The sequence below is a fragment of the Micromonospora sp. WMMA1363 genome (genome assembly GCF_030345795.1).
Lineage (GTDB): Bacteria > Actinomycetota > Actinomycetes > Mycobacteriales > Micromonosporaceae > Micromonospora.
The window spans coordinates 6,019,243-6,041,100 of sequence record NZ_JAUALB010000001.1 but is presented as its reverse complement, the minus strand read 5'-3'; the positions used below and the strand labels follow the sequence as shown (position 1 = coordinate 6,041,100).

At 72.2% G+C, this 21,858-nt stretch carries 21 protein-coding genes and 5 pseudogenes; 12 read left to right on the top strand and 14 right to left on the bottom strand.

From position 1 onward, the window contains the following. Positions 1-1,352: pseudogene (locus QTQ03_RS28000) on the bottom strand (APC family permease); the annotation flags it as partial. A 155-nt stretch (positions 1,353-1,507) separates the two neighbouring features. Here QTQ03_RS28000 and QTQ03_RS27995 point away from each other — a divergent pair. Then, positions 1,508-2,172, top strand: a pseudogene (locus QTQ03_RS27995) (potassium channel family protein). A 2-nt stretch (positions 2,173-2,174) separates the two neighbouring features. Next, complete coding sequence (locus QTQ03_RS27990; protein WP_289276142.1) at positions 2,175-2,864, top strand: potassium channel family protein; 690 nt, start codon at positions 2,175-2,177, stop codon at positions 2,862-2,864. 50 nt (positions 2,865-2,914) lie between these two features. Here the strand turns inward: QTQ03_RS27990 and QTQ03_RS27985 are convergent, their stop codons facing one another. The 4 genes and pseudogenes from QTQ03_RS27985 to dut form a co-directional block, all read right to left on the bottom strand. Beyond that, positions 2,915-3,592, bottom strand: coding sequence for a DUF3159 domain-containing protein (locus tag QTQ03_RS27985; protein ID WP_289276141.1), 678 nt, complete (start codon positions 3,590-3,592; stop codon positions 2,915-2,917). 19 nt (positions 3,593-3,611) lie between these two features. Continuing rightward, positions 3,612-3,992: an OB-fold nucleic acid binding domain-containing protein gene (locus QTQ03_RS27980; RefSeq protein ID WP_289276140.1), complete on the bottom strand. Its 381-nt coding sequence runs from the start codon at positions 3,990-3,992 to the stop codon at positions 3,612-3,614. A 120-nt stretch (positions 3,993-4,112) separates the two neighbouring features. Next, positions 4,113-4,787 carry a DUF3710 domain-containing protein gene (locus QTQ03_RS27975; RefSeq protein WP_289276139.1) on the bottom strand — a complete coding sequence of 225 codons (675 nt, stop codon included), beginning with the start codon at positions 4,785-4,787 and terminating at the stop codon, positions 4,113-4,115. Positions 4,788-4,812: 25 nt separating this feature from the next. Next, positions 4,813-5,390: pseudogene (dut, locus tag QTQ03_RS27970) on the bottom strand (dUTP diphosphatase). Positions 5,391-5,480: 90 nt separating this feature from the next. Here dut and QTQ03_RS27965 point away from each other — a divergent pair. Continuing rightward, the gene (locus QTQ03_RS27965; RefSeq protein ID WP_289280605.1) at positions 5,481-5,990 is read left to right on the top strand and encodes a DUF3093 domain-containing protein; all 510 of its coding nucleotides are present in this window, start codon (positions 5,481-5,483) and stop codon (positions 5,988-5,990) included. A gap of 9 nt (positions 5,991-5,999) precedes the next feature. Here the strand turns inward: QTQ03_RS27965 and QTQ03_RS27960 are convergent, their stop codons facing one another. Both QTQ03_RS27960 and QTQ03_RS27955 read right to left on the bottom strand, forming a co-directional pair. Beyond that, positions 6,000-6,794, bottom strand: a complete 795-nt coding sequence (locus tag QTQ03_RS27960; RefSeq protein ID WP_289276137.1) for a hypothetical protein — start codon at positions 6,792-6,794, stop codon at positions 6,000-6,002. A gap of 139 nt (positions 6,795-6,933) precedes the next feature. Continuing rightward, positions 6,934-7,230: a DUF4193 domain-containing protein gene (locus QTQ03_RS27955; protein WP_289276136.1), complete on the bottom strand. Its 297-nt coding sequence runs from the start codon at positions 7,228-7,230 to the stop codon at positions 6,934-6,936. Between the two features lie 423 nt (positions 7,231-7,653). On the opposite strand from QTQ03_RS27955, the gene QTQ03_RS27950 reads away from it, so the two are divergent. After that, positions 7,654-8,166: a LytR C-terminal domain-containing protein gene (locus QTQ03_RS27950; RefSeq protein ID WP_289280604.1), complete on the top strand. Its 513-nt coding sequence runs from the start codon at positions 7,654-7,656 to the stop codon at positions 8,164-8,166. An 18-nt stretch (positions 8,167-8,184) separates the two neighbouring features. On the opposite strand, the gene QTQ03_RS27945 is transcribed toward QTQ03_RS27950, so the two are convergent. Then, a complete protein-coding gene (locus QTQ03_RS27945; RefSeq protein WP_289276135.1) occupies positions 8,185-9,006 on the bottom strand; it encodes an inositol monophosphatase family protein in 822 nt (273 codons plus the stop codon). 288 nt (positions 9,007-9,294) lie between these two features. On the opposite strand from QTQ03_RS27945, the pseudogene QTQ03_RS27940 reads away from it, so the two are divergent. Together QTQ03_RS27940 and QTQ03_RS27935 are read left to right on the top strand one after the other, a co-directional pair. After that, a pseudogene (locus tag QTQ03_RS27940) lies at positions 9,295-10,913 on the top strand (RNA polymerase sigma factor). A 244-nt stretch (positions 10,914-11,157) separates the two neighbouring features. After that, positions 11,158-11,391 carry a DUF7455 domain-containing protein gene (locus tag QTQ03_RS27935; protein WP_289276133.1) on the top strand — a complete coding sequence of 78 codons (234 nt, stop codon included), beginning with the start codon at positions 11,158-11,160 and terminating at the stop codon, positions 11,389-11,391. 211 nt (positions 11,392-11,602) lie between these two features. Here the strand turns inward: QTQ03_RS27935 and QTQ03_RS27930 are convergent, their stop codons facing one another. The 4 genes from QTQ03_RS27930 to QTQ03_RS27915 all read right to left on the bottom strand — a co-directional run bounded on the left by QTQ03_RS27930 (position 11,603) and on the right by QTQ03_RS27915 (position 15,800). After that, entirely contained in the window at positions 11,603-13,327 is a 1,725-nt protein-coding gene (locus QTQ03_RS27930) for a DEAD/DEAH box helicase (RefSeq protein ID WP_289280601.1), read from the bottom strand. Between the two features lie 256 nt (positions 13,328-13,583). Continuing rightward, entirely contained in the window at positions 13,584-14,786 is a 1,203-nt protein-coding gene (locus QTQ03_RS27925) for a low temperature requirement protein A (protein ID WP_289280600.1), read from the bottom strand. A gap of 114 nt (positions 14,787-14,900) precedes the next feature. Next, positions 14,901-15,542, bottom strand: a complete 642-nt coding sequence (locus QTQ03_RS27920) for a trimeric intracellular cation channel family protein (protein WP_289276132.1) — start codon at positions 15,540-15,542, stop codon at positions 14,901-14,903. A gap of 33 nt (positions 15,543-15,575) precedes the next feature. Then, positions 15,576-15,800, bottom strand: a complete 225-nt coding sequence (locus QTQ03_RS27915) for a DUF3039 domain-containing protein (RefSeq protein WP_289276131.1) — start codon at positions 15,798-15,800, stop codon at positions 15,576-15,578. Positions 15,801-15,883: 83 nt separating this feature from the next. Here QTQ03_RS27915 and QTQ03_RS27910 point away from each other — a divergent pair, with 83 nt between their 5' ends. Further along, entirely contained in the window at positions 15,884-16,804 is a 921-nt protein-coding gene (locus tag QTQ03_RS27910; RefSeq protein WP_289276130.1) for a pseudouridine-5'-phosphate glycosidase, read from the top strand. After that, on the top strand, positions 16,801-17,697 hold the full coding sequence (locus QTQ03_RS27905) for a carbohydrate kinase family protein (RefSeq protein ID WP_289276129.1): 897 nt from the start codon (positions 16,801-16,803) through the stop codon (positions 17,695-17,697). The genes QTQ03_RS27910 and QTQ03_RS27905 overlap by 4 nt, the downstream gene beginning before the upstream one ends. Positions 17,698-17,827: 130 nt before the next feature. Here QTQ03_RS27905 and QTQ03_RS27900 read toward each other — a convergent pair whose 3' ends face one another. Continuing rightward, positions 17,828-18,184: a DUF3099 domain-containing protein gene (locus QTQ03_RS27900; protein ID WP_289276128.1), complete on the bottom strand. Its 357-nt coding sequence runs from the start codon at positions 18,182-18,184 to the stop codon at positions 17,828-17,830. A gap of 104 nt (positions 18,185-18,288) precedes the next feature. Here QTQ03_RS27900 and QTQ03_RS27895 point away from each other — a divergent pair, with 104 nt between their 5' ends. Both QTQ03_RS27895 and QTQ03_RS27890 read left to right on the top strand, forming a co-directional pair. Then, positions 18,289-18,600 (top strand): hypothetical protein, encoded by a 312-nt coding sequence (locus QTQ03_RS27895; protein ID WP_289276127.1) that lies wholly within the window; start codon positions 18,289-18,291, stop codon positions 18,598-18,600. Further along, complete coding sequence (locus tag QTQ03_RS27890) at positions 18,590-18,898, top strand: YlcI/YnfO family protein (RefSeq protein WP_289276126.1); 309 nt, start codon at positions 18,590-18,592, stop codon at positions 18,896-18,898. Before QTQ03_RS27895 ends, QTQ03_RS27890 begins: the two co-directional genes overlap by 11 nt. 121 nt (positions 18,899-19,019) lie before the next feature. Here the strand turns inward: QTQ03_RS27890 and QTQ03_RS27885 are convergent. Beyond that, positions 19,020-19,611, bottom strand: a pseudogene (locus QTQ03_RS27885) (HhH-GPD-type base excision DNA repair protein). A gap of 265 nt (positions 19,612-19,876) precedes the next feature. Between QTQ03_RS27885 and QTQ03_RS27880 the strand changes: the two are divergent. After that, positions 19,877-21,361, top strand: a complete 1,485-nt coding sequence (locus tag QTQ03_RS27880) for a DUF7782 domain-containing protein (RefSeq protein WP_289276125.1) — start codon at positions 19,877-19,879, stop codon at positions 21,359-21,361. A 55-nt stretch (positions 21,362-21,416) separates the two neighbouring features. Then, positions 21,417-21,839: a D-aminoacyl-tRNA deacylase gene (gene dtd / locus QTQ03_RS27875; RefSeq protein ID WP_289276124.1), complete on the top strand. Its 423-nt coding sequence runs from the start codon at positions 21,417-21,419 to the stop codon at positions 21,837-21,839. The last annotated feature ends 19 nt before the right edge of the window (positions 21,840-21,858 follow it).

The window sequence follows — 21,858 nt, the reverse complement described above, 5'->3', positions numbered from 1 at the left end:
GTGCCGGTCATCGCCATGCCGAATCCGTTGATCGCCCGCGAGCGCACCATCCGGCGACGTACCTGGGGGTCCCGCTCGCTCCTCAGGTGCCGATTCCAGTGCCGGATCATGCCCGCCTGGGAGAGCGTGAACGAGACGAAGACGCCGACGATGTAGAGCTGGATCAGTCTGGTCACCTCGGCCTGGAAACCGACGATCAGCATGATCGCGAAGGCTGCCAGGAAGAGGATGCCGTTGGAGAAGGCGAGTCGGTCGCCCGGGTGTGCAGCTGGCGGGGAAGGTACCGGTCCTGGGCGAGGATCGACCCGAGCACCGGGAAACCGGTGAACGCGGTGTTCGCGGCCAGGAACAGGATCAGGGCGGTGACGCCGACCACCACGAACAGCAGCAGCGACCCGGATCCGAAGATGGTCTCGCCGAGCTGGGCCGTGACGGTCTTCTGCACATAGCCCTGGGGGCCGGAGACGATCTGCTGCTTTGGGTCCTCCACGAACTGCAGGCCGGTCAGCCTGGCGAGCCAGACAATGCCCACCAGCATGGTCACCGCCACCAAACCGAGCATCAGCAGGGTGGTCGCCGCGTTGCGGCTCTTCGGTGCCCGGAAGGCCGGCACCCCGTTGGAGATCGCCTCGACTCCGGTGAGCGCGGCGCAGCCGGAGGAGAAGCTCCGCAGCAGCAGGAACGCCAGCGCCCAACCGCTCGTGTCGTGCCACTCGGCGGCGATGACCAGGTCGGCGCTCGGCGCGCGCAGCTCCTGTCCGAGCAGCACGACCCGGACCAGCCCGGTGAGGATCATGCCGATGATGACGATCATGAAGCCGTAGGTGGGGATGGCGAAGGCGGTGCCCGACTCCTTGAGCCCCCGCAGGTTGACGGCGGTGAGCAGGCAAACCGCGCAGACCGCGATGAGCACCTTGTGGGCCGCCACGAAGGGGATCACCGAGCCCAGGTTCGCCACCCCGGAGGAGACCGACACGGCCACGGTGAGCACGTAGTCGACCAGCAGGGCGCTCGCCACCCAGCCCGGCACGGGGACCCAGGTTGACCGTGGCCACCTCGTAGTCGCCGCCGCCGGACGGGTAGGCGTGCACGTTCTGCCGGTAGCTGGCGACGACGGTGAGCATCACCACCACGACCGCCACGGCGACCCACGGCGAGAACACGAACGCGGACGCGCCCGCGATGGAGAGCATCAGCAGGATCTCGTCGGGCGCGTAGGCCACGCTGGAGAGCGCGTCCGAGGCGAAGACCGGGAGGGCGATGCGCTTCGGCAGGAGGGTGTGCTGAAGCCGGTCGGACCGGAACGGTCGACCGACGAGCAGCCGCTTCAACAGTGAGGTGGGTCTGGCCACAACCGCCAAGCGTACGACCACCGGCGCCGGGACCACCTGGGTGGCCGATCACGGACGGGTGTACCGGCGGAGTACGGTCGGTCCGCGCCCGCGCCGGGAACGTGGCAGGCTCGCAGACGACTACCGGTCGGTGCGGACGCTGAGGAGGAGACGCGGTGCATGTGGTGATCATGGGCTGTGGGCGGGTCGGCTCGACCCTCGCGCACAGCCTGGAGGCCCGCGGGCACTCGGTGGCGGTCATCGACCAGGACGCCGACGCGTTCCGTCGGCTGGGACCGGACTTCGACGGGATCACGGTGACCGGAGCCGGCTTCGACGGCGCGGTGCTCCGGCAGGCCGGCATCGAGCGCGCGGATGCCTTCGCGGCCGTCTCCAGCGGCGACAACTCCAACATCATCTCGGCCCGACTGGCCCGCGAGACCTTCGGTGTCAGCCGGGTGGCGGCCCGCATCTACGACCAGCGCCGCGCCCAGGTGTACGAACGCCTCGGCATCCCGACCGTGGCCACGGTCCGCTGGACCGCCGACCGGATGCTGCGGCACCTGGTGCCCGAGGGCAATGTGGAGATCTTCCGCGACGCGACGAGCACCGTGTCGATCGTCGAGGTGCCGGTCCACAAGGACTGGGTCGGCCGCTGCGCGCACGGACTGGAGGAGGCGACCGGGGCCGGGTGGCGTACCTCATCAGGTTCGGGATCGGCACGCTGCCCACCCGGTCCACCGTCGTCCAGGAGGGTGACCAGATCTTCATGCTGGTCACCGACGACATCGTGAACGCTGTCACGTCGGTGGCGGCGCTGCCGCCGGAAGGGGGACAGTGATCATGCGCGTCGCCATCGCGGGCGCCGGCAACGTGGGCCGCTCGATCGCCCAGGAGCTGATCGACAACGGCCACCAGGTGATGCTGATCGAGCGCCAGCCCACGATGCTCCGGCCCGACCGGGTGCCGGACGCGGAGTGGGTGCTGGCCGACGCGTGCGAGCTCGCCAGCCTGGAGGAGGCCGACCTCGCCGGCTGCGACGTGGTGGTCGCCGCCACCGGCGACGACAAGGTCAACCTGGTGGTGTCGCTGCTGGCCAAGACCGAGTTCGCGGTCCCCCGGGTGGTCGCCCGGATCAACCGGGCCGAGAACGAGTGGCTCTTCACCGAGCAGTGGGGGGTGGACGTCGCCGTCAGCAAGCCGCGGGTCATGGCCGCCCTGGTCGAGGAGGCGGTCACCGTGGGCGACCTGGTCCGGCTGATGACGTTCCGGCAGGGCGAGGCGAACCTCGTCGAAATCACGCTACCCCCGACCGCCCCGTACGTCGGCCAGCCGCTGCGCGCGGTGCCGCTGCCGCGTGACTCCGCGCTGGTAGCGATTCTGCGGGGCAAGCGGGTGCTGGTCCCCAGCCCGGACGACCCGATCGAGGCGGGCGACGAGTTGGTCTTCGTGTGCACCGCGGAGGTGGAAGACGCCGTCCGCGCGGTGGTCCTCGGGCCGGACAGCGTCGAGCGGACCCGCGAATCCCGCTGACCGCCCCGCCGGTCGCCGTCCCGCCGCTCCCGGGCCCGGCCAGGCCCCGCTCAGGCGGCGGGCGTCGGGGTCGACTCCCGGGTCACCCGCCGCACCGTCCAGACCGTGATCAGCAGCAGCAGCACGTACGGCGGATAGCCCAACACCAGCCGGGCGATGCCGAGGGCGGTGTCCTGCTGGGCAAGGTAGAGACCGGCCTGCACGCCGACCTTGGCCAGCCAGACCACGCCCCACAGCACGGTGAGCCCGGTGAACGTACGCACCAGGCGCGGATCCTGCCGCCACTCGGAGCGCCCCTTGGCCACCAACACCGACCAGATCCAGCCCACCAGGGGCTGCCGGATCGCCGCCGAGATCAGCAACGCGATGCCGTAGCCGATGCCGTAGAGGATGCCGGGGAGGTAGAAGTCCCGCTCGTCTCCGGTGCGCCAGGCGATGGCCGCGCCGATGGCGATACCGAACAGCCCGTTGACGGCATGCCGAATCGGCCGTCGCTGCGCGAGCCGGAGCGCGGCGATGGCCACCGCCACCCCCACCGCGGCGATCACCGCCGGACGCAGCTCGCCGACGATGTTCGCCACCACGAAGACGACCACCGGGATGCTGGACTCCAGCAACCCGCGCCAGCCGCCCAACTGGTCGGCCATCTGCTCGGCGATGGTCGGCAGCGGCTCCTCTTCGCCGGGGCCGGTGCCCGGCTGCGCCGCCCGCTGCGGTCCGGTCGTCATCGCGCGCCTTTCATCCGGGTCACTTCGGCGGTTCCAACTCGTAGTACGGGTTGTAGATGACCTTACGGTCGTCCCGCACGGCCACCCGGCCCCGGGCGGTCAGGTGCCGCCCGGGCTCGATGCCGGAGATCTGCCGCCGGCCCAGCCACACCAGGGTCACCACGTCGCTGCCGTCGTAGAGGTCCGCCTCCAGCGTCGGCAGGTTCGTCCGCGGGGTGTAGACCACGGTGCGGAGCCGGCCGGACACCGCGACGACCTGGCCCCGGCAGCACTGCCGGGCCGGCACGCCGCCGTGCTCGGCGCTCTCCCGACGCAACTCCTGCGCCTCGATCTCCGCCTCGGTGGCGGTGAGTCGACGCAGCATGCGCCGCAGCGAACCCCGCCGCTCGTCGGTCGACATGACCTCCGCGTCACCCTTCCCACGCTGGCCGGCCGGTGGGCCGGCAGGTCGTCCGGTCCGAGAACACCGGGACCGCCCCGCCAGCGTACGCCGACGGGGTCGGGGTGGTGTGCGCGCCGGTCAGGCCTCGCGAGGAGCCTCACCGGCCGCGGCGGCGGCGGGACCGGCCTGCTCGGCGACCTCACGGGGCAGCCGCAGCGGCAGCGGCTCACGCACCGGCTTCGCCTCGTGGCCCCGGTCGACCACGAGGCCCTCCAGGCAGCTGGCGAGCGGCCCGGCGGCGGCCGGGTCGGTGGCCGCCGCGCCCTGGTAGACGCAGCGGACCATCCAGCGCGGCCCGTCCACGCCGATGAACCGCAGGTCGGTGAGACCGTCCGGGGTGCGCACCCGGGCGTGCAGCTCGGTGCCGTACTCGCCGTCGGCCTCCTGGGCGGCGGCGCCGTCGTTGAACAGGGACTGGCGGATCTCCTCACGCACCTCGTCCCAGATACCCTCGCTGCGCGGTGCGGCGAACACGCCGAGCTGCAGCGCGTTCTGCCCGTGCACGAGCACCACCTGTTGGATCACGCCCTGCGGGTCGGCCTGCACCCGAACCTCGACCTCGGGCACCGCGGGGATCTGCAGGCTGCCCAGGTCGAGTCGCTGCACGCCGGCCGGCGCCTCGCTGACGTCGTAGGGACCACGGTCCGGCGGCCCCGGGATCACCGGTTCCGCCAGCTCGTTGGCGTCGAGGGCCTCGGTCCGCTGGTCACGCGCGTGCCGCCCGGCGCCGGCCCGCTTTCGGGAGAAGATCACTGCGTACACCCCTCGCTGTTCGCACTCACCCTGCCACCTCTTCCGTCCGTGCGCTCGCCTCGACGGCGGACGCACCGCCGCCGTCCGCCGTCAGGGCGCCTCCGGTTTCCCCCCGCAGGCCGTCCGGCCCGGGTGCGGCGGGTACCGGAACCAGGCCGGCGTGGCCGCCGGTGGAGCCGTGCCCGCCGGCGCCCCGCCGGGACGTGGGCAGCTCGGCCACCGGCTGGAACTCCGCCCGCGCCACCCGCTGCACGACGAGCTGCGCGACGCGGTCGCCCCGGGAGATCCGGGCCGGCGCCTCCCGATCATGGTTGATCAGGTTGACCTGAATCTCACCCGGTAGCCGGCGTCGACCGTACCGGGCGCGTTGAGCACGGTCACGCCGAGCCTGGCCGCCAGACCCGAACGGGGATGGACCAGGCCCACGTACCCCGCGGGCAACGCGATGGCGACCCCGGTCGGCACCAGGGCCCGGCCGCCCGGGGGCAGTTCCACGTCCACGGCGGCCACCAGGTCCGCACCGGCGTCGCCCGGATGGGCGTACGCCGGCAGTGGCAGCCCGGGGTCGAGCTGCCGCACAGCTACGGGCACGACTTCGGTCACGGTTCCCCTCTTCCGTCCGGTTCCTGGGGTGACCCTGACATCCTGCCCGGTCCCCGGCCCGGCCTGCGCCGTACCCTTCACCACGTGAGCGTGTCACCGTCACCGTCGCCGTCCGGTGCGCCCCCCGCGACGTACGCCGAGCGGTTGAGCCTGCCCTGGTGGCTCTGGCTGGGTGGGTTGGCCGCAGCCGTCCTGCTCGCCGCCGAGGTCTGGCTGGGCGCGCCCGGCGTCCGGGCCTGGTTGCCGTTCGCGGTGCTGCTCCCCGCGACCGTAGCGGGGCTGGCCTGGCTGGGCCGGATCCGGGTGGCCGTCCGTGACGGCGAGCTGCGGGTGGACGACGCCCGGCTGCCGGCCCGCTTCGTCGCCGATGTGGTCCCGCTGGACGCCGCCGGCCGCCGTGAGGTGCTCGGCGTCGGCGCGGACCCGCTGGCGTTCGTGGTGCAGCGGCCGTGGGTCGCCGGTGCCGTGCAGGTGGTGCTCGACGACCCCGCCGACCCGACCCCGTTCTGGGTGGTGAGCACCCGCCGGCCGGTGGAGCTTGCGACGGCACTGATCGCCGCCCGGGACGCGGCCCGTGCCCGCCCCACCGGGCGGGGCTGAGCCGTCGGCTCAGGACACACCGGGTAGTCCCGGCGGTAGGCCGGCGCCCTGGCGGCGCAGGTCGGCGCGGAGTTGGTCGGCCATCGCCCGGGTGGCCCGCCGGTTGAGATAGCTCGCCACCGCCGCGCCGGTGAGGAACGGCCCCAGCGTGGTGAGATTGCGCCCGAAGCGCTTGATCAGGGTGTCGCGCAGCTCCCGGCGGGCCGCGGTGCCCAACACCGCACTGACCCCGACCCCGGGCATTGTCGGGTTGATTCCCCGTTTGGTGGCCCACGCCTGCACGAGCGCCACCGCCCGCTGCGTCCCGCCCTGGGGCAGCGGCACGCCGTAGACCTCGTGCAGTTCACCGGTCAGTTTGAGTTCGATCGCCGCCACGGCAATCGTCTCGGCGGCCAGCAGGACCGGGGCGGAGAGCAGGGTCGGGGCGACGGCCCACTCGACGGCCGCGACGCCACCGCCCGCGGCGCCGACCCCCGCGGTCGCCCGGGCGGCGTTGCGGGTCAGGCGTTCAGCCAACGCCTCACCGTCCAGGTCGGGGAAGTGCCGGCGCAGGGTGGCCTGGTCCCGGACCGGCACGTGCGGGGCGATCTCGGCGACCGTGTCGACCATCCAGCGCACGGCGGTCTTCGGCTTGAACAGGTCGCCGACACCGCGGGCACGGGCCTGCCCCACCAACCGGCCGAGCAGTTGCCGGCGACGGGCCGGGGTGATGTCGTCGGCGGTCAGCGCGGCGACGGTGACGCCCAGTTCGTCGCCCGCCGGTCCGGTGCCGGGCGCGGCGTCCCGCTCGTTCCGCTCGGTCATGGCACCGAACCTCCCGATGGATGCACCGCCGCCCTGGCGGCCATCCCTCACGAGTCAAGCAGCTCCCCCGTGCTACCGCACGGCGACCGGAACGGGCGGCGGCCCCGTAGGGGCAGCCGCCCGTGCTGTGGGATGCGCGTCAGACGCACTCCCGGCAGATCAGCTCACCGCCGCGCTCAACCGCGAGCTGGCTTCGGTGGTGCACCAGGAAGCAGCGTGCGCAGCGGAACTCGTCCTGCTGCATCGGCAGGACCTTGACCGTGAGTTCCTCGTCGGCCAGGTCGGCGCCGGGCAGCTCAAAGCTCTCCGCCACCTCAGCCTCGTCGACGTCCACGGCGCCCGACTGTGAGTCGACGCGCCGGGCCTTCAGCTCTTCCAGGCTGTCCTCGCCGAGGTCGACCTCGTCGCGCCGCGGGGCGTCGTAGTCGGTGGCCATCGGTTTCACTCTCCCATGTCGATGTTGTCGCTTCCGGTTGTAACGCCGGACGACGATGTTTCGGTTCCGCTGGCCGGCCACCACTTGTGTCGGTCACCCGACGCCGGGCCGGTGCCGCCGGGGAAGTACTCCCGGCGAGCGCGGTACCTTACCCCCCCCATCGGGCGTGGCATGTATACCGCCCTCGTGGCAGAGATGTACGCCCCCCGACGGGAAGTTGTTCCCAATGTGACTCAGGCGACACGAAGATAGGGGTAGTAGTACCCGGTTCCCGGCCGGCGCGCCGGCATGTCCGCCTGTTTCCACGCGACGGCCGGACACCCGTTAACCTCAGCGGCGTACTCGACGGCCGACGGGGCGGCCCGACCGCCGGCGGCCGCCATCCACCACTGTCCCGGGAGCGCCCTGATGAGCTTTGCACGAGTGCGAGCACTCGTCGTCGTCGGTCTGCTGGGGGTGCTGGCGCTGGTCTTCGTCGTCACCGCACTGGTACGGGACACACAGAGTGAGGCCGGCGCCGGCGGCGGCTGCCCCGAGGGCTGGCCACGGGCCGACGTGACCCTGCGCGAGCGCAGGGACGTGAAGATCAACGTACTGAACGGCACCGACCAGGTCGGCCTCGCCAACCGGATCGCCGACGAGTTCCGCAACCGACAGTTCCAGGTCAAGAAGACCGGCGATGAGAAGAAGCAGATCAACGACATCGCGGTCCTGCGGTTCGGTCCGAAGGGCGTCGGCTCGGCGCACCTGCTGCGGGCGTACTTCCTGGACAACGCCAAGGCCGAGTACAACCCCGAGCGCGCGGACGACACCGTCGATGTGGTGCTGGGCGGCTCCTTCCAGCAGCTGGCCACGACGACCGAGGTCAACCAGTCCCTCGGCGACCTCGGTTCGCCGGTGGCGCCGCCCGGCTCGTGCCCGGTACGGGAGGACTGAGCCACCCGCAGCGGCGGGTCAGGGGCCGCCGGCGGCGTCGTGGTCGGCCAGCCGGTCGTGCAGCGGCGCGAAGAGTGCCGGTGGCGCGGCGACCACCATGTCCGGCCCGGCCGGCACCCCGTTCAGCCCGCTGACCCGCAGGCCGGCCTCGGTGGCCACCAGCCCTCCGGCCGCGAGGTCCCAGATGGCGAGGCCCTTCTCGTAGTATGCGTCCACCCGTCCCTCGGCGGCGAAACAGAGATCGATGGCGGCCGCGCCGAGGCGCCGGATGTCGCGGACCTGCGAGATCAGCTCCGCCACCACCCGGGCCTGGTGGGCCCGGCGCTTCGGGTCGTAACCGAAGCCGGTGGCCAGCAGCGCCTGACCGAGATCCGTCTCGGTGGAGCAGCGCAACCGCCGGCCGTCGCGCCAGGCCCCGCCACCGACCGTCGCCGTCCACTCCTCGCCGGTGCTGATGTTGCGCACCACCCCGGCCACCACCACTCCGTCCACCTCGGCGGCGATCGAGACGGCGCTGTGCCGCAGGCCGTAGAGGTAGTTGACGGTGCCGTCGATGGGGTCGACGATCCAGCGCACGCCAGCCGGGGCCGCCGGATCGGTGTCGGCCTCGCCGTACTCCTCGCCCAGCACGGAGTCGCCGGGCCGCAACCGGCGCAGCGCCGCGAGCACCTGCCGTTCCACGGCCCGGTCGGCGACGGTCACCACGTCGGTGGCCGTGCTCTTGGTCGCGGCCACCGACACGCCTTCGACCCGCATCCGGCGTGCCGTCGCGGCGGCGTCCCGCGCCACGTCGATCGCGATCTCAAGCAGGTCCCGCGGCTCCGGCCCCGAGCGGACCATTCTTCGTCCCCTTTCCGCACGGCCGGGCGATCCCCGGCCACCCGCGGGTACCATCCTTACAAAGTCCACATCTGCGCCGAATCGGCGGTCCATCCGCCGGTACCCCGTGCGCCGCAGGATGATCGCCGTGGACGGCGTTACAATTCACCCTGCCCACGCGCCACGGACCGCCAGCGACCGGCCGGCCCGGAACGCGGGGGTCCCTCAAACGACATCGCCCGGCACCCGTGCTCCGCTCCACGCCGGACGACCCGGCCGTGCTCGCTCTTCGCCTCCGGAAGGTCATTCGTGACAGAACCCCGCCAGACCGGCGCCGACGTTCGCTCGCTCACCGACACCCTGATCGCGCATGCGCAGAGCGCCGGCGGTCAGCTCACGTCGGCCCAGCTCGCGCGTACTGTCGAGTCCGCCGAGGTGACTCCGGCCCAGGCCAAGAAAATCCTCCGGGCGCTCTCCGAGGCCGGGGTGACCGTCGTGGTGGACGGTTCGGCCACCACCGCCCCCCGCCGCCGGGTGGCGGCCGCCCGCTCGGCTACCCCGGCCTCCCGGGCCACCACCGCCAAGACCACCAAGAAGGCCGCCGCGCCCGCCCCGAAGCAGGCGCCCGCCGCCGACGAGGCCCCGGCCCCGGCGCCACGGAAGGCCGCCGCCCGCAAGACCGCCGGCACCACCGCCGAGGTGGCCGCCAAGGCAGCGGCACCGGCCAAGAAGGCCACCCGGGCCACCAAGGCGACGGTGGCCGCGGCGACCGACCCGGCCAAGGCCACCAAAGCTACCGTCAAGGGCAAGGACGAGTCCGAGTCCGAGGGCGACATCGATCCGGAGGAACTGGCCGCCGAGATCGAGGACGTGGTCGTCGACGAGCCGGCCGAGCTGACCCAGGCCGCCGAGACCGACGCGGCCAACTCCGCCAACGACAACGACTTCGAGTGGGACGACGAGGAGTCCGAGGCGCTCAAGCAGGCGCGCCGCGACGCCGAGTTGACCGCATCAGCCGATTCAGTCCGGGCTTACCTGAAGCAGATCGGCAAGGTTCCGCTGCTCAACGCGGAGCAGGAGGTCGAGCTCGCCAAGCGGATCGAGGCCGGCCTCTACGCGGCCGAGCAGCTGCGTGCCGCCGACGAGGGTGAGGAGAAACTCGTCCGCGAGATGCAGCGCGACCTGCTGTGGATCTCCCGCGACGGCGAACGGGCGAAGAACCACCTCCTCGAGGCCAACCTGCGCCTGGTGGTGTCGCTGGCCAAGCGATACACCGGTCGCGGAATGGCCTTCCTGGACCTGATCCAGGAAGGCAACCTCGGCCTGATCCGCGCGGTCGAGAAGTTCGACTACACCAAGGGCTACAAGTTCTCCACCTACGCCACCTGGTGGATCCGCCAGGCGATCACCCGCGCCATGGCCGACCAGGCCCGCACCATCCGCATCCCGGTGCACATGGTCGAGGTGATCAACAAGCTCGGCCGGATCCAGCGCGAGCTACTCCAGGACCTGGGCCGCGAGCCCACCCCGGAGGAGCTGGCAAAAGAGATGGATATCACACCGGAAAAGGTGCTGGAGATCCAGCAGTACGCCCGGGAGCCCATCTCACTCGACCAGACGATCGGCGACGAGGGCGACAGCCAGCTCGGTGACTTCATCGAGGACTCGGAGGCCGTGGTCGCGGTCGACGCGGTCTCGTTCTCCCTGTTGCAGGACCAGCTCCAACAGGTGCTGCAGACGCTGTCCGAGCGTGAGGCCGGTGTGGTCCGCCTGCGCTTCGGCCTGACCGACGGCCAGCCGCGGACGCTGGACGAGATCGGCCAGGTCTACGGCGTGACCGGGAGCGGATCCGGCAGATCGAGTCCAAGACGATGTCAAAGCTGCGTCACCCGTCCCGTTCGCAGGTCCTCCGGGATTACCTGGACTGATCGGCGGCGTCAGCTGAACAGGTCGTTTCGACCACCCGGCAGGCAACGCCGCATAGTCATCGTTCGGTTGCACGAATGTGATCGTTGACGTGGCACCCTGGGTGCATGGCACGCTGTCGGAGCCAGGTGTGACCTCGGTCCCCCGCGGGCACACAGGGAAGGCGAGGCCCGACAAGGGTGTTGCAGGATAAGTGAGCAAGGACCGAAGAGAGTGTTCATCGGTGACGACCAGAGGAGGAAGGCGATGACCCCGACCCTCACGCCGCCGCCCGAGACGGTGAGCCCCCCGGCCGCCGATGAACGGTGCGACCGCTGCAATGCTGCCGGCAAACTCCGCATTACCCTCGCCGGTGGCGGCGAGCTGGTGTTCTGTGGGCACCACGCGAACAAGTACGCGGAGGATCTCGTGAAGATCACCGTTCGGTACGCGGCAGATCCGGAGTTCAGCTGGCGGGGCGCCGACCTGATGGCGAACTGAGTCGCAATCCGACACACAAGGCCGGCCGGGCCCTGAAGGGGTACGGCCGGCCTTGTCGCCCCTACCGCGGGCGCCCGTCCCCAGCGGGGGCGCCCCGTCACGGCGGCCAGTGGGCGCCGAACGGCGTGCCGTGACGCATACCCCGCCGAGCGGTCATCCGCCCCAGGTGCCCCACCCCGGATCAGTGCTCCCAGGCGCGAGCCACCTCGGATCAGAGCGTCTGAACGGTGGCGATCCGTTCCTCGAGCTGCTCGATCGTGGCCTGGGCGCTGGGCGGGCCACCGCAGAGCCGCCGCAACTCGGCGTGAATCTTGCCGTGGGGCTGCCCGGTGCGGTGGTGCCGGGCAGCCACCAGAGCGTTCAGCTGCCGGCGCAGCGCGACCCGGCGCTGCGCCGCACTCATCGGCGCAGCCGGTGCGGCAGCGACCGGCTCAGCCGCCCGCTCGGTCGCTCGGCGCCGCTGCGCGGCGAGCTGGTCGGCCTGCCGCCTGGACAGCAACATGGCCACCTGGTCGGCGGTGAGCAGACCGGGGAGCCCCAGGAACTCCTCCTCCTCCGGGGTGCCGGCCTGGGCCGCGGTGCCGAACGACGCGCCGTCGAAGATCACCTGGTCCAGCTCGGCGGTGGCGGAGAGCGCCGAAAACCTCTTCTCCAACTCGCCGCTGGCCTGGTCGTCACGCTGGGCACGCTCCAGCAGGTCGTCGTCGAAGCCCTCGTGGTCCTTCGGCTTACCCAGGACGTGGTCCCGTTCGGCCTCCATCTCGCTGGCCAGCCCGAGCAGGTGCGGCACGCTGGGCAGGAACACCGAGGCCGTCTCCCCCGGCTGGCGGGCCCGGACGAACCGGCCGATCGCCTGGGCGAAATAGAGCGGTGTGCTGGCGCTGGTCGCGTACACGCCGACGGCGAGGCGGGGGATGTCGACACCCTCGGAGACCATCCGCACCGCCACCAGCCACCGCTGGTCGGAGGCCGCGAACGCCGCGATCCGGGCCGAGGCGCCCCCGTCGTCGGAGAGCACCACCGCGGTCCGCTCACCGGTCACCTGTTCGATGAGCCTGGCGTAGGACCGGGCGGTCTGCTGGTCGCTGGCGATGATCAGGCCGCCCGCGTCCGGCATGCCGGCGTTGCGCAACACGGTCAGCCGAGCGTCGGCGGCCCGAAGCACCTGGGGCATCCAGTCTCCGGCCGGATCCAGCGCGGTCCGCCAGGCCTGCGCGATCAGGTCCTGGGTCATCGGCTCACCCAGCCGGGCCGCCAGCTCCTCGCCGGCGTTCGTCCGCCACCGGGTCTCCCCGGAGTACGCGAGGAAGAGCACCGGCCGGACGACGCCGTCCCGCAGCGCGTCGGCATACCCGTAGACCGAGTCGGCACGGGAGCGTAACAGGCCGTCCCCGCCCCGTTCGTAGCTGACGAACGGGATGGGGTTGTCATCGGACCGGAACGGGGTGCCGGTAAGCATGAGCCGGCGCTCCGCGCCCTCGAACGCCGCCTTCACCCCGTCACCCCAGGTCCGCGAGTCCCCAGCGTGGTGGATCTCGTCCAGGACGACCAGGGTCCGCCGCGTCATGGTTCGCCGTCGGTGCACCTGCGGGGCCATGCCGATCTGGGCATACGTGACCACGGCGCCGTGGAAGTCGGCGGACGAGTGCAGGTCGGCGTTGCGGAAGGTGGCGTCGAGTTGGATGCCGACCCGGGCCGCGGACTCCGCCCACTGGGTCTTGAGGTGCTCGGTGGGGGCGACCACGGTGACCGCCTCGACGGTGCCGTCGGCGAGCAGCTCGGCGGCGATGCGGAGGGCGAAGGTGGTCTTGCCGGCCCCCGGGGTGGCGACCGCCGTGAAGTCGGGCTCGCGGCGACGTAGATACTCCACCAGAGCCTTGCGCTGCCATGCGCGCAGCGCCGGGAACGTCTCGAGCACCGGCGTCCGGGCTGCCACGCGAAGCTCCTCTCCACCGCCTGGGGACCGGCCCCGGCCGAGGGCCACGGTGCCGCCGCCCATGAAAACACCTCCGCGCACGGGTGCCGCGAAGGCCGCCCCAGCATACCCAGCAGCCGCCCCACCCCCCACCTGGCGCCACGCTGGTCACACCCGGCCGCCCCGGGCCGTCCCGCGCAAACCGCGCCGATCACGCGGTTCGAACCGATACCGGATGCCGTGATGCCGTGCCATCGCCGCACGGACGAACCGGCGACTAGAGGGGGGGTGTCGGCATCTCGGGAGGGCGCCTTCGGGCGCGGACCGTATCGGATACGGCGATTGCCGCCAGGACAAGAGCGGGGACGCTGAGGACCACCAGCGGCGGTGTGAACACCATCACCGGGGAGACCGCGGCAAGCACGACCGCGCCGATCGTGCGGGATGGGGACACTCGGCCGAACACCGCGTACTCGAAGATGGCCCGTCCGGTCAGGAAGAGCGCCGGTCCACCGAGGATGACGGCGACCCAAGCCGAATCGGTGTGCCCAGTCGGATGTTCGATGACGAGTTCGTCGCCGACGGCGATCGCGACGATGCCGGCCACCATGAGCAGGTGGGCGGGTGTCGACAGTCCGGCGAGGCGGGATGGTACGCGGGCCGTCGCTATCGCGAGGGGCAACAGCTCTCCGGCCTTGTGGATGTAGATCCGCCACATCAGCGCCGTGGTGGCGAACGACACCACGAACGCCGCGATCTGGCCGATCTCGAAGGCGGAGCCGCTGAAGGTCGCGCCGGTGACCAGGATGAGCTCGCCCAGAGCGACGATGAAGAACTGCCGGTAGCGCTCGGAGAGGTGTTCGGCCACGATGGGCGCCTCGATCGGCCGTTCGGCCCGTCGCAGCGTGGGGAACCGCACCGTGGCACCCGCGTAGTCGATGACGATCGCCAGCGCCCACAGGGCCCCGCGCGCCGGACTCTCCGGGAAGAACAGCGCCCCGACGAGCCACGGCACGGCGGACACCCCGTACCACGCCAGCGTCACCGCGGCGCGGCGTTGCGCCTCGTGGCCCCGAAGGGCTACCACGAGCACGAGGCCACGGCCGACATGGATCGCGACGTACGCACCGGCGAAGGCGAGGGCGCTCGTGCCGAACGCCTCCGGAATCGCGACCGCCATGACCAGGCTGCCGAGCATGGTCGCGAAGACCAGAAGTTCGATCTCCGGTCGGTCGGGGTCGAAAAGGTCGGTCACCCAGGCCGTGGTGAACCAGACCATCAGCAGGGCCAGCAGCAACAGCAGCGTCTGGCCGGTCTCGGTGAGAACGATCTGCCGTTGGGCGGTGAGGTCCTCGGCCAGTCGCTGCGAGACACGGGTGAGCGCGAAGACGAACACGAGGTCGAAGAAGAGTTCCAGGAACGTTGCCTGCTGCGGCTGCCCGGGTTTCCGCAGCAGGGCGGTCGCCCGACTCGTCGCCATCAACTTGTCCGTCTTCCTCCGGTATGCCTGCCTTGTTAGTCGTACCATGCCGCAGGGCTACCGGACGTCGAGTCCGCCTCCGGCCGACCCGCCGCCTTCCGTCAGGGGGACGGGTCAGGGTGGGGTGCCGGTGCGCGGAGGGCGGAGGGTGGCGATCGGGACGGACCAGCGTCGGCGCAGCGAGACCAGGCGGATCAGGAAGACGAGGGCGGCCGCCACGGTGAGCCAGAGCACGTTGGCCTGCCCGACCGCGTCGAGCAGCGCGACGAGGACGGCGCCCACGAGCGCGGCGACCGCGTAGATCTCGCGGCGCAGGACCACCGGGATCTCGGCGGTGAGCAGGTCACGGCCGAGGCCGCCGCCGATCGCGGTGAGCATCCCGATGACGCACGCACCCAGCGCCGGTACGCCGACGCCCAGCGCCTTCACGGTGCCGGTGACCGTGAACAGCGCCAGGCCGGCCGCGTCCAGCACGAGCACGGTGGTCCGCAGCCGGGCCAGCTGGGGGTGCAGCCAGAAGACGACCGCGGCGGTGCCGGCGGCGGTGGCCGCGTAGCGCCAGTCCGCGAAGGCCAGCGGCGGCACCTCGTCAATGACCAGATCCCGGAAGATCCCACCGCCGAGCGCGGCGACGAAGCCGACGAAGACAACGCCGAAGAGGTCCAGCCGCTTGGCGACCGCGGCCGAGGCGCCGGAGGCGGCGAAGACCGCCACCCCGGCGAGGTCGGCGAGCAGCAGGGCGGTGGAGGTGGTCACCGCCGCAGGCTACGCGGGCGGGGCCCCGCCCGTTCACTCGGTGAACGAGTCGTAGATCTCCTTGCACTTCGGGCACACCGGCGAGCCCGGCTTGGCCGCCTTGGTGACCGGGAACGTCTCGCCGCAGAGCGCCACGACGAAGGTGCCCATCACGGCACTCTCGGCGATCTTCTCCTTGCGCACGTAGTGGAACATCTCGGGACCGGTGTCGGCGTCCTTCACCTCGGGACGCTCGAGGACCTGTGTGCTCACTTCCACACCTCCGACCGTCAAGTCTGGCAGGTCACCCGCCGCCCGGTCCACTTCTGGCGACAGCGGGTGAGGTCGTACGGTGAACAGTTGTGACCGACTTTCACATCCGACCTGGCACCGAGGTCGCCGACGCCCTACGCGCCGGCCGCCCCGTGGTTGCCTTGGAGAGCACAATCGTCTCGCACGGCCTACCCCGGCCGGACAACCTGCGGGTGGCCCGCGAGATCGAGCAGGTGGTCCGCGCCGCCGGCGCGGTTCCGGCCACCATCGGCATGGTCGCCGGCCAACTCGTCGTCGGGCTCGACGACACCGAGCTGACCCGGCTCGCCACCGCCGACCAGGTGGCGAAGCTCTCCGTACGCGATCTGGCCGTGGCGGCCGGGACCGGCGCTGACGGCGCCACGACCGTGGCCGCGACCAGCGCGGTGGCCGCGGCAGCCGGCATCCGAGTGTTCGCCACCGGCGGCCTCGGCGGGGTGCACCGGGAGGCCACGCAGACCTTCGACGAGTCCGCCGACCTGACCACCCTGGCCCGGACGCCCATCGCGGTGGTCTGCGCGGGGGTGAAGTCGATCCTCGACGTGGGCGCGACCCTGGAGCGTCTGGAGACCCTCGGGGTGGGCGTGGTCGGCTACCGCACCCGCCGCTTCCCCGGCTTCTACCTCACCGACGGCGGTTTCGACCTGGACTGGTCGGTGGACTCCCCGGAGCAGGTGGCGGAGGTGCTCGCCGCGCGTGAGCAGCACGGCGTGTGCAGCGGTGGGCTGGTCGTGACCAACCCGTTGCCCGTCGGCGAGCAGTTGGACCCTGCGCTGCACGACCGCACCCTCGCCGACGGGCTGGCCCGGATGCGGCGCGAGGGGGTGACCGGCAAGGCGGTGACGCCCTTCCTGCTCGCGCACTTCCACTCGGCCACCGAGGGCGCCAGCCTCGCGGTCAACGTCCGGATCATCCTGCGCAACGCCGACCTCGCCGCGCGGATCGCGGTCGCGGCCGCCAGCCGGGCATGACAGCACCGCGGGTCATCGTCGTCGGCGACCTGATCACCGACGTGGTGGCGGTCCTGACCGGACCCCCGGTCACCGGGTCGGACACGGCGGCGACGATCCGGTTCACCGGAGGCGGCCAGGCGGCGAACACCGCGGCGTGGCTGGGGGCGCTGGGCGTACCCGTCACGCTGGTCGGGGCGGTCGGCGACGACGGACCGGGCCGGGACCGGGTGGCGGAGTTGGAACGCGGCGGCGTCGACTGCGCCGTCGCCCAGCTGCCGGACGTCCCCACCGGAACGGTCATCGTGTTGGCCAGCGCGGCGGAACGCACGATGATCACTGAGCGGGGGGCGAACCTGCGGCTCAGCCCGCAGGCGGTGGAGGCGGCCCTGGACGCGGCGCCGGACGCGGCGCACCTACACCTGTCCGGCTACACCCTGCTCGACGCGGCCTCACGGCCGGCCGGCCTGCGCGCGCTCGGCGCGGCCCGCGAGCGGGGCCTCACCGTCAGCGTCGACGCGGCCTCCGCGGCGCCACTTCGACGGGTCGGCGCGACGGCGTTCTTGAGCTGGGTACGCGACGTCGATTTGCTCCTGGTCAACGCCGCGGAGGCGACCGTGCTGGCCGGCGGGCTGGACCCGGCGGCGCAGGGCCGAGCGCTGTCCGTCTCGGCACGGCGGGTGGTGGTGAAACGGGGTGCGGCCGGAGCGGTGTGGGTCGACCGGGACGCCGTGATCGCGGTGGCGCCGGCGCGCCGGATGGCCGTGGTCGACCCCACCGGGGCAGGCGACGCGTTCGCCGCCGGGCTGCTGGCGGCCTGGTTGGCGGGGGCTTCCCCCGAGGCGGCGCTGCGTCGGGCCGGCGACTTCGGCGCGTCGGCGGTGAGCCAGGTGGGTGCCCGACCACCGGTCTGACGCTCGCCGCGCCACTGCGCGGTGAGCGTGGATCCCGGCGGCCGGTCAGCCGCGAGGGCCTGCCGTCGGCGGCCGGGGCGTCGGCGCGGCATCGGACGCCGCCCGTCAGCGGTCGAGACGAACAGCAAGGTCAGGGATCGACGTCGATAACCTTGGCGGGGCGCTCCTCGGCGGTGAGACTCATCGGCGGCGTCTCGTCCCGCCGCCGGGACCGGAACCGACCGGTCTTGCGGTGCTCGTCCTTGGGCGGGCGGTCGTTGGCGAGCAACACGGCGAGCCAGGGTATGAGGATCATGCCCAGGGCGACCATGGGCAGCCAGAGCCAGAGCAGCGGGGCCTGCACGCCCACCAGCACCGCGCCGACGATCACGCAGGCGACCCGGATGCCCATCATCAACACGTACCGCTTCTGCCGGCTGTTGAGCTGGTCATCCTGGCTGCGTGCGGCGTCTGTGATCAGGATCGGCTGGTACGCCTGACGCTTCACCACGACCTCCTTGAGGGATGCCCCCCATCCTGTCACCTCGGTTACGTGATCGGCGAAAATCGACGTACCCCGGTCCGTGTTACGGCCGTGGTACGCTCGCGCCCATGGGCAGCCGGTTCAGCTTCACCGACGAGGCGCTGGCAAACCTGAGGGTCTACGACGTCACACCGGGGGAAGTCTGGGAGGCGCTGTGCAGCAGCCGGCGGGTCATCCGCCACCTGGGCGACGACGTGATGGTCGTCTACGCCTCCGCCCGCCGGGGGCGCCGGCTGGCCGTGCTGCTCGCCGAGACCGACGGCACCGACAACGACTGGGACATCCTCTCCGCACGCGAGCTGACCGACGTGGAGGCCAAGCGCTACGACGAGGCCGTGCGGAGAGAGCGCCGACGAGGAGGCGGTCAGCATGAACCGTGACGAGGCGACCAAGCGGTTCCACGGCGACGACGCCCTCGCCGACCTGATCGACGAGAGGCAGCCGATGGAGCTGCCCACCCCGGACACCGACAGCCCGATGGTGAGCCGGTCGGTACGGCTTCCGCTGGAGACCTACGAGCGGGTGCGCGCCGCCGCCGACGCCCGGGGCATCGGGGTGACCACGCTGATGCGGCAGTGGATCGAGGCCGGTCTGGCCGACCTGGACGACTCGGCGACCGTCTCGCTCGCCGACGTTCGGCGCGCGCTAGCCGCCCTCTCTCGCCCCACGGCCGCCTGACGGATCCCCGCACCACCGGCGACGGGTCGGCCGCCGCGACCGGGCCGGTACCGCCGGCCGAGCGACCAGGCGGGCGCCATCCCGCGGTACGGCCAGCGGGCGACGGCCCGGCCCCGTCGGGTCAGCCCCCGGCCGTCCCGGCCGTCCCGGCCTTCGCGGTCGCCTTCAGCTGCTGCTTGTACTCGCGGACGCGGCGCAGCGAGTCGGCGTCCGTCACGTCGGCGACGGACCGGTACGCGTCGGCATCGCCGTAACTCCCGGCGGCCTCGCGCCAGCCCTTCGGTGTGACACCGAACCGTTTGCCGAGCAGGGCGACGAAGATCTGCGCCTTCTGCCTGCCGAACCCGGGCAGGTCGGCGACCCGGCGTAGCAGGTCACGGCCGTCGGTGACCCCCGTCCAGAGGCCGGCGGCGTCGCCGTCGTACCGGTCGACCAGGAGCCGGCACACCTCCTGGACCCGGACCGCCATCGCCTTCGGGAAACGGTGCAGGGCCGGGGGGGGTCGCGAAGAGTGCGACCAGGGCGTCCGGGTCGTACCCGGCCAGTTCGGCAGCGTCCGGCTCGTGCCCGAGGCGCTGGGCGAGCACGTACGGTGAGGTGAACGCCTTCTCCATCGGCACCTGCTGGTCGAGGACCATCCCGACGAGCAGCGCCAGCGGGCTGCGCCGCAGCAACGCGGTTGCCTCCGGGTCGATCGGCAGTGCGAGGGTCATGTCCCCATCCTGCCCGCCCTGCCGACCGGTTGACACACGACGCACCGGCCCGTAGGGCCTCCGTCGATCCGATCCGCGCACCGACCCGCTACCGGTTCTGCCCCGGAAGACGCCGCCAATGCTGCGAATCGCCGACCAGAACCGCGCGAATCGCCTACGAAACTGCAAGATCGCGACGGTGCGTCGGCGACGCGTCCCGAGACGCCGGACGCCCAAACCGGCGGGTACTGCCATCGCCACGGGTGGGGACAGGCAGGATGGCGATGTGGATGGACACGACATGCTGCTCACCCCCGCCGGAGTGGCGGCGTTGCGCACAGCGCTCACCCGGGCGAACTTCACCTCGAACGGCATCGCCGGCCGGCTCGGCTCGCACGCCACCGGCGGAATGGCCCGCAACGACTTCCGAGCGGCGCTGCGCGCCACCGAGGACCGCGATCCCCTCGCGACGCTGATCCGGGTCTTCATCTGCGAGCAGACCGAGCCGGATGCCGCCGTCGCCGCCGCCCTCGGGCCGCTGCCGATCGAGGAAGCGCTCGCCGGTGGCCTGGTCGAGCGGCACGGCGACGGGCTACGGATGGGCCTGGACCTGGAGCCGTACGGCGACGACTGGTGGGTGCTCGCCGACGTGCCCGCGAGCGCCCGGCCCGGCCGTCCGCTGCATGCCGAGCATGTGCTCGGCATCGGCGGGGCAACCCAGACACTGATCGGCGCGACCGTCCGAAGGCCGGTCGGAACCGCGTTGGACCTGGGCACCGGCTCCGGCATTCAGGCGTTGCACCTGGCGACCCACGCGCGGTCGGTCACCGCCACCGACGTGTCCGTACGGGCGTTGCGCTTCGCCGCCACCACCGCCGCACTCAACGGCCAGGACTGGGAGCTGCTACGCGGCGACCTGGTCGCCCCGGTCGCCGGTCGTCGCTTCGACCTGGTGGTCAGCAACCCGCCGTTCGTCGTCGGGCCCGGCACCACCACGCACGTCTACCGCGACTCAGGCCGGGTCGGTGACGCGATCGGCGCCGAGCTGGCCGCCGCCGCGCCGGGCCTGCTCACCGAGGGCGGCACGATGCAGTTCCTGGCCAACTGGGTGCACGTCGCCGGCGAGGACTGGACCGAGCGGGTCGCCGGGTGGTTCGCCGGCACCGGGCTGGACGCCTGGGTGATCCAGCGTGAGGTCGCCGATCCGATGGCCTACGTCAATCTGTGGCTCGCCGACGCCAGTGAGGCGGCTGGCCCGCAACGGATGGCCGAGTGGCTGGACTGGTTCGACGCGCACAAGATCGAAGCGGTCGGTTTCGGTATCGTCTCGCTGCGCCGTGCTGGCCACGACGAGCCGGTGCTGCGGGTGGAGGACCTGCGCCAGCGGGTACAGGTGCCGCTCGGCGACCGTGTCGCGAGCTGGTTCGACCGGCAGGACTGGCTCCGGGTACACGGAACCGACGGGCTGCTCGCCGCGCGCTACCGGGCCGCGGACGGCCTCCAGCTGCGGCAGGAGGCCACCATGGGCGACGAGGGCTGGGCCGTTGACCGGCAGGTGCTGGCCATGCCACACGGGCTGCGCTGGACGGAGGAGATCGACCCGCTGGTGCTGGCCCTGGTCGGCGGTGCCGACGGCCGGCTGCCGCTGCGCGACCAGCTGACTCTGCTCGCCGCCGCGCACGACGTGACGCCCGACGAGCTCGCTGAGGCGGCCGGCCCCGTCGTGGCACACCTGGTCGAACGGGGCTTCATCGAGCCGGTGCAGGTCTGAGGCGAGCGCCGGGCCGCCCGGCGGTCGCGCCGCTCGTCCTCGATAGCATCATCTGATGCGGGCGGTGGTGCAGACGGTTGGCCGGGCCAGCGTGACGGTCGGCGACGAGGTGGTCGGCGACATCGACGACGGTCTGCTGGTGCTGCTCGGCGTGACCCATTCCGACACCGTTGAGACGGCGCGCGCGATGGCCCGCAAGGTGCACGAGCTGCGCCTCCTCGACGACGAGCGGTCCGCCGCCGACACCGGCGCGCCGATCCTGGTGGTCAGCCAGTTCACCCTCTACGGCGACGCCCGCAAGGGCCGCCGTCCCACCTGGACGGCGGCGGCCCCCGCCGCGGTCGCCGAGCCCCTGGTGGACGCGGTGGTAGCGGCGCTGCGCGACCGCGGCGCCACGGTGGAGACCGGCCGCTTTCGCACCCACATGCTGGTGGAGAGCGTCAACGTCGGCCCCCGCACCATCGTCCTGGAGCTGTAGCCACACCGCCGCGCCCCAG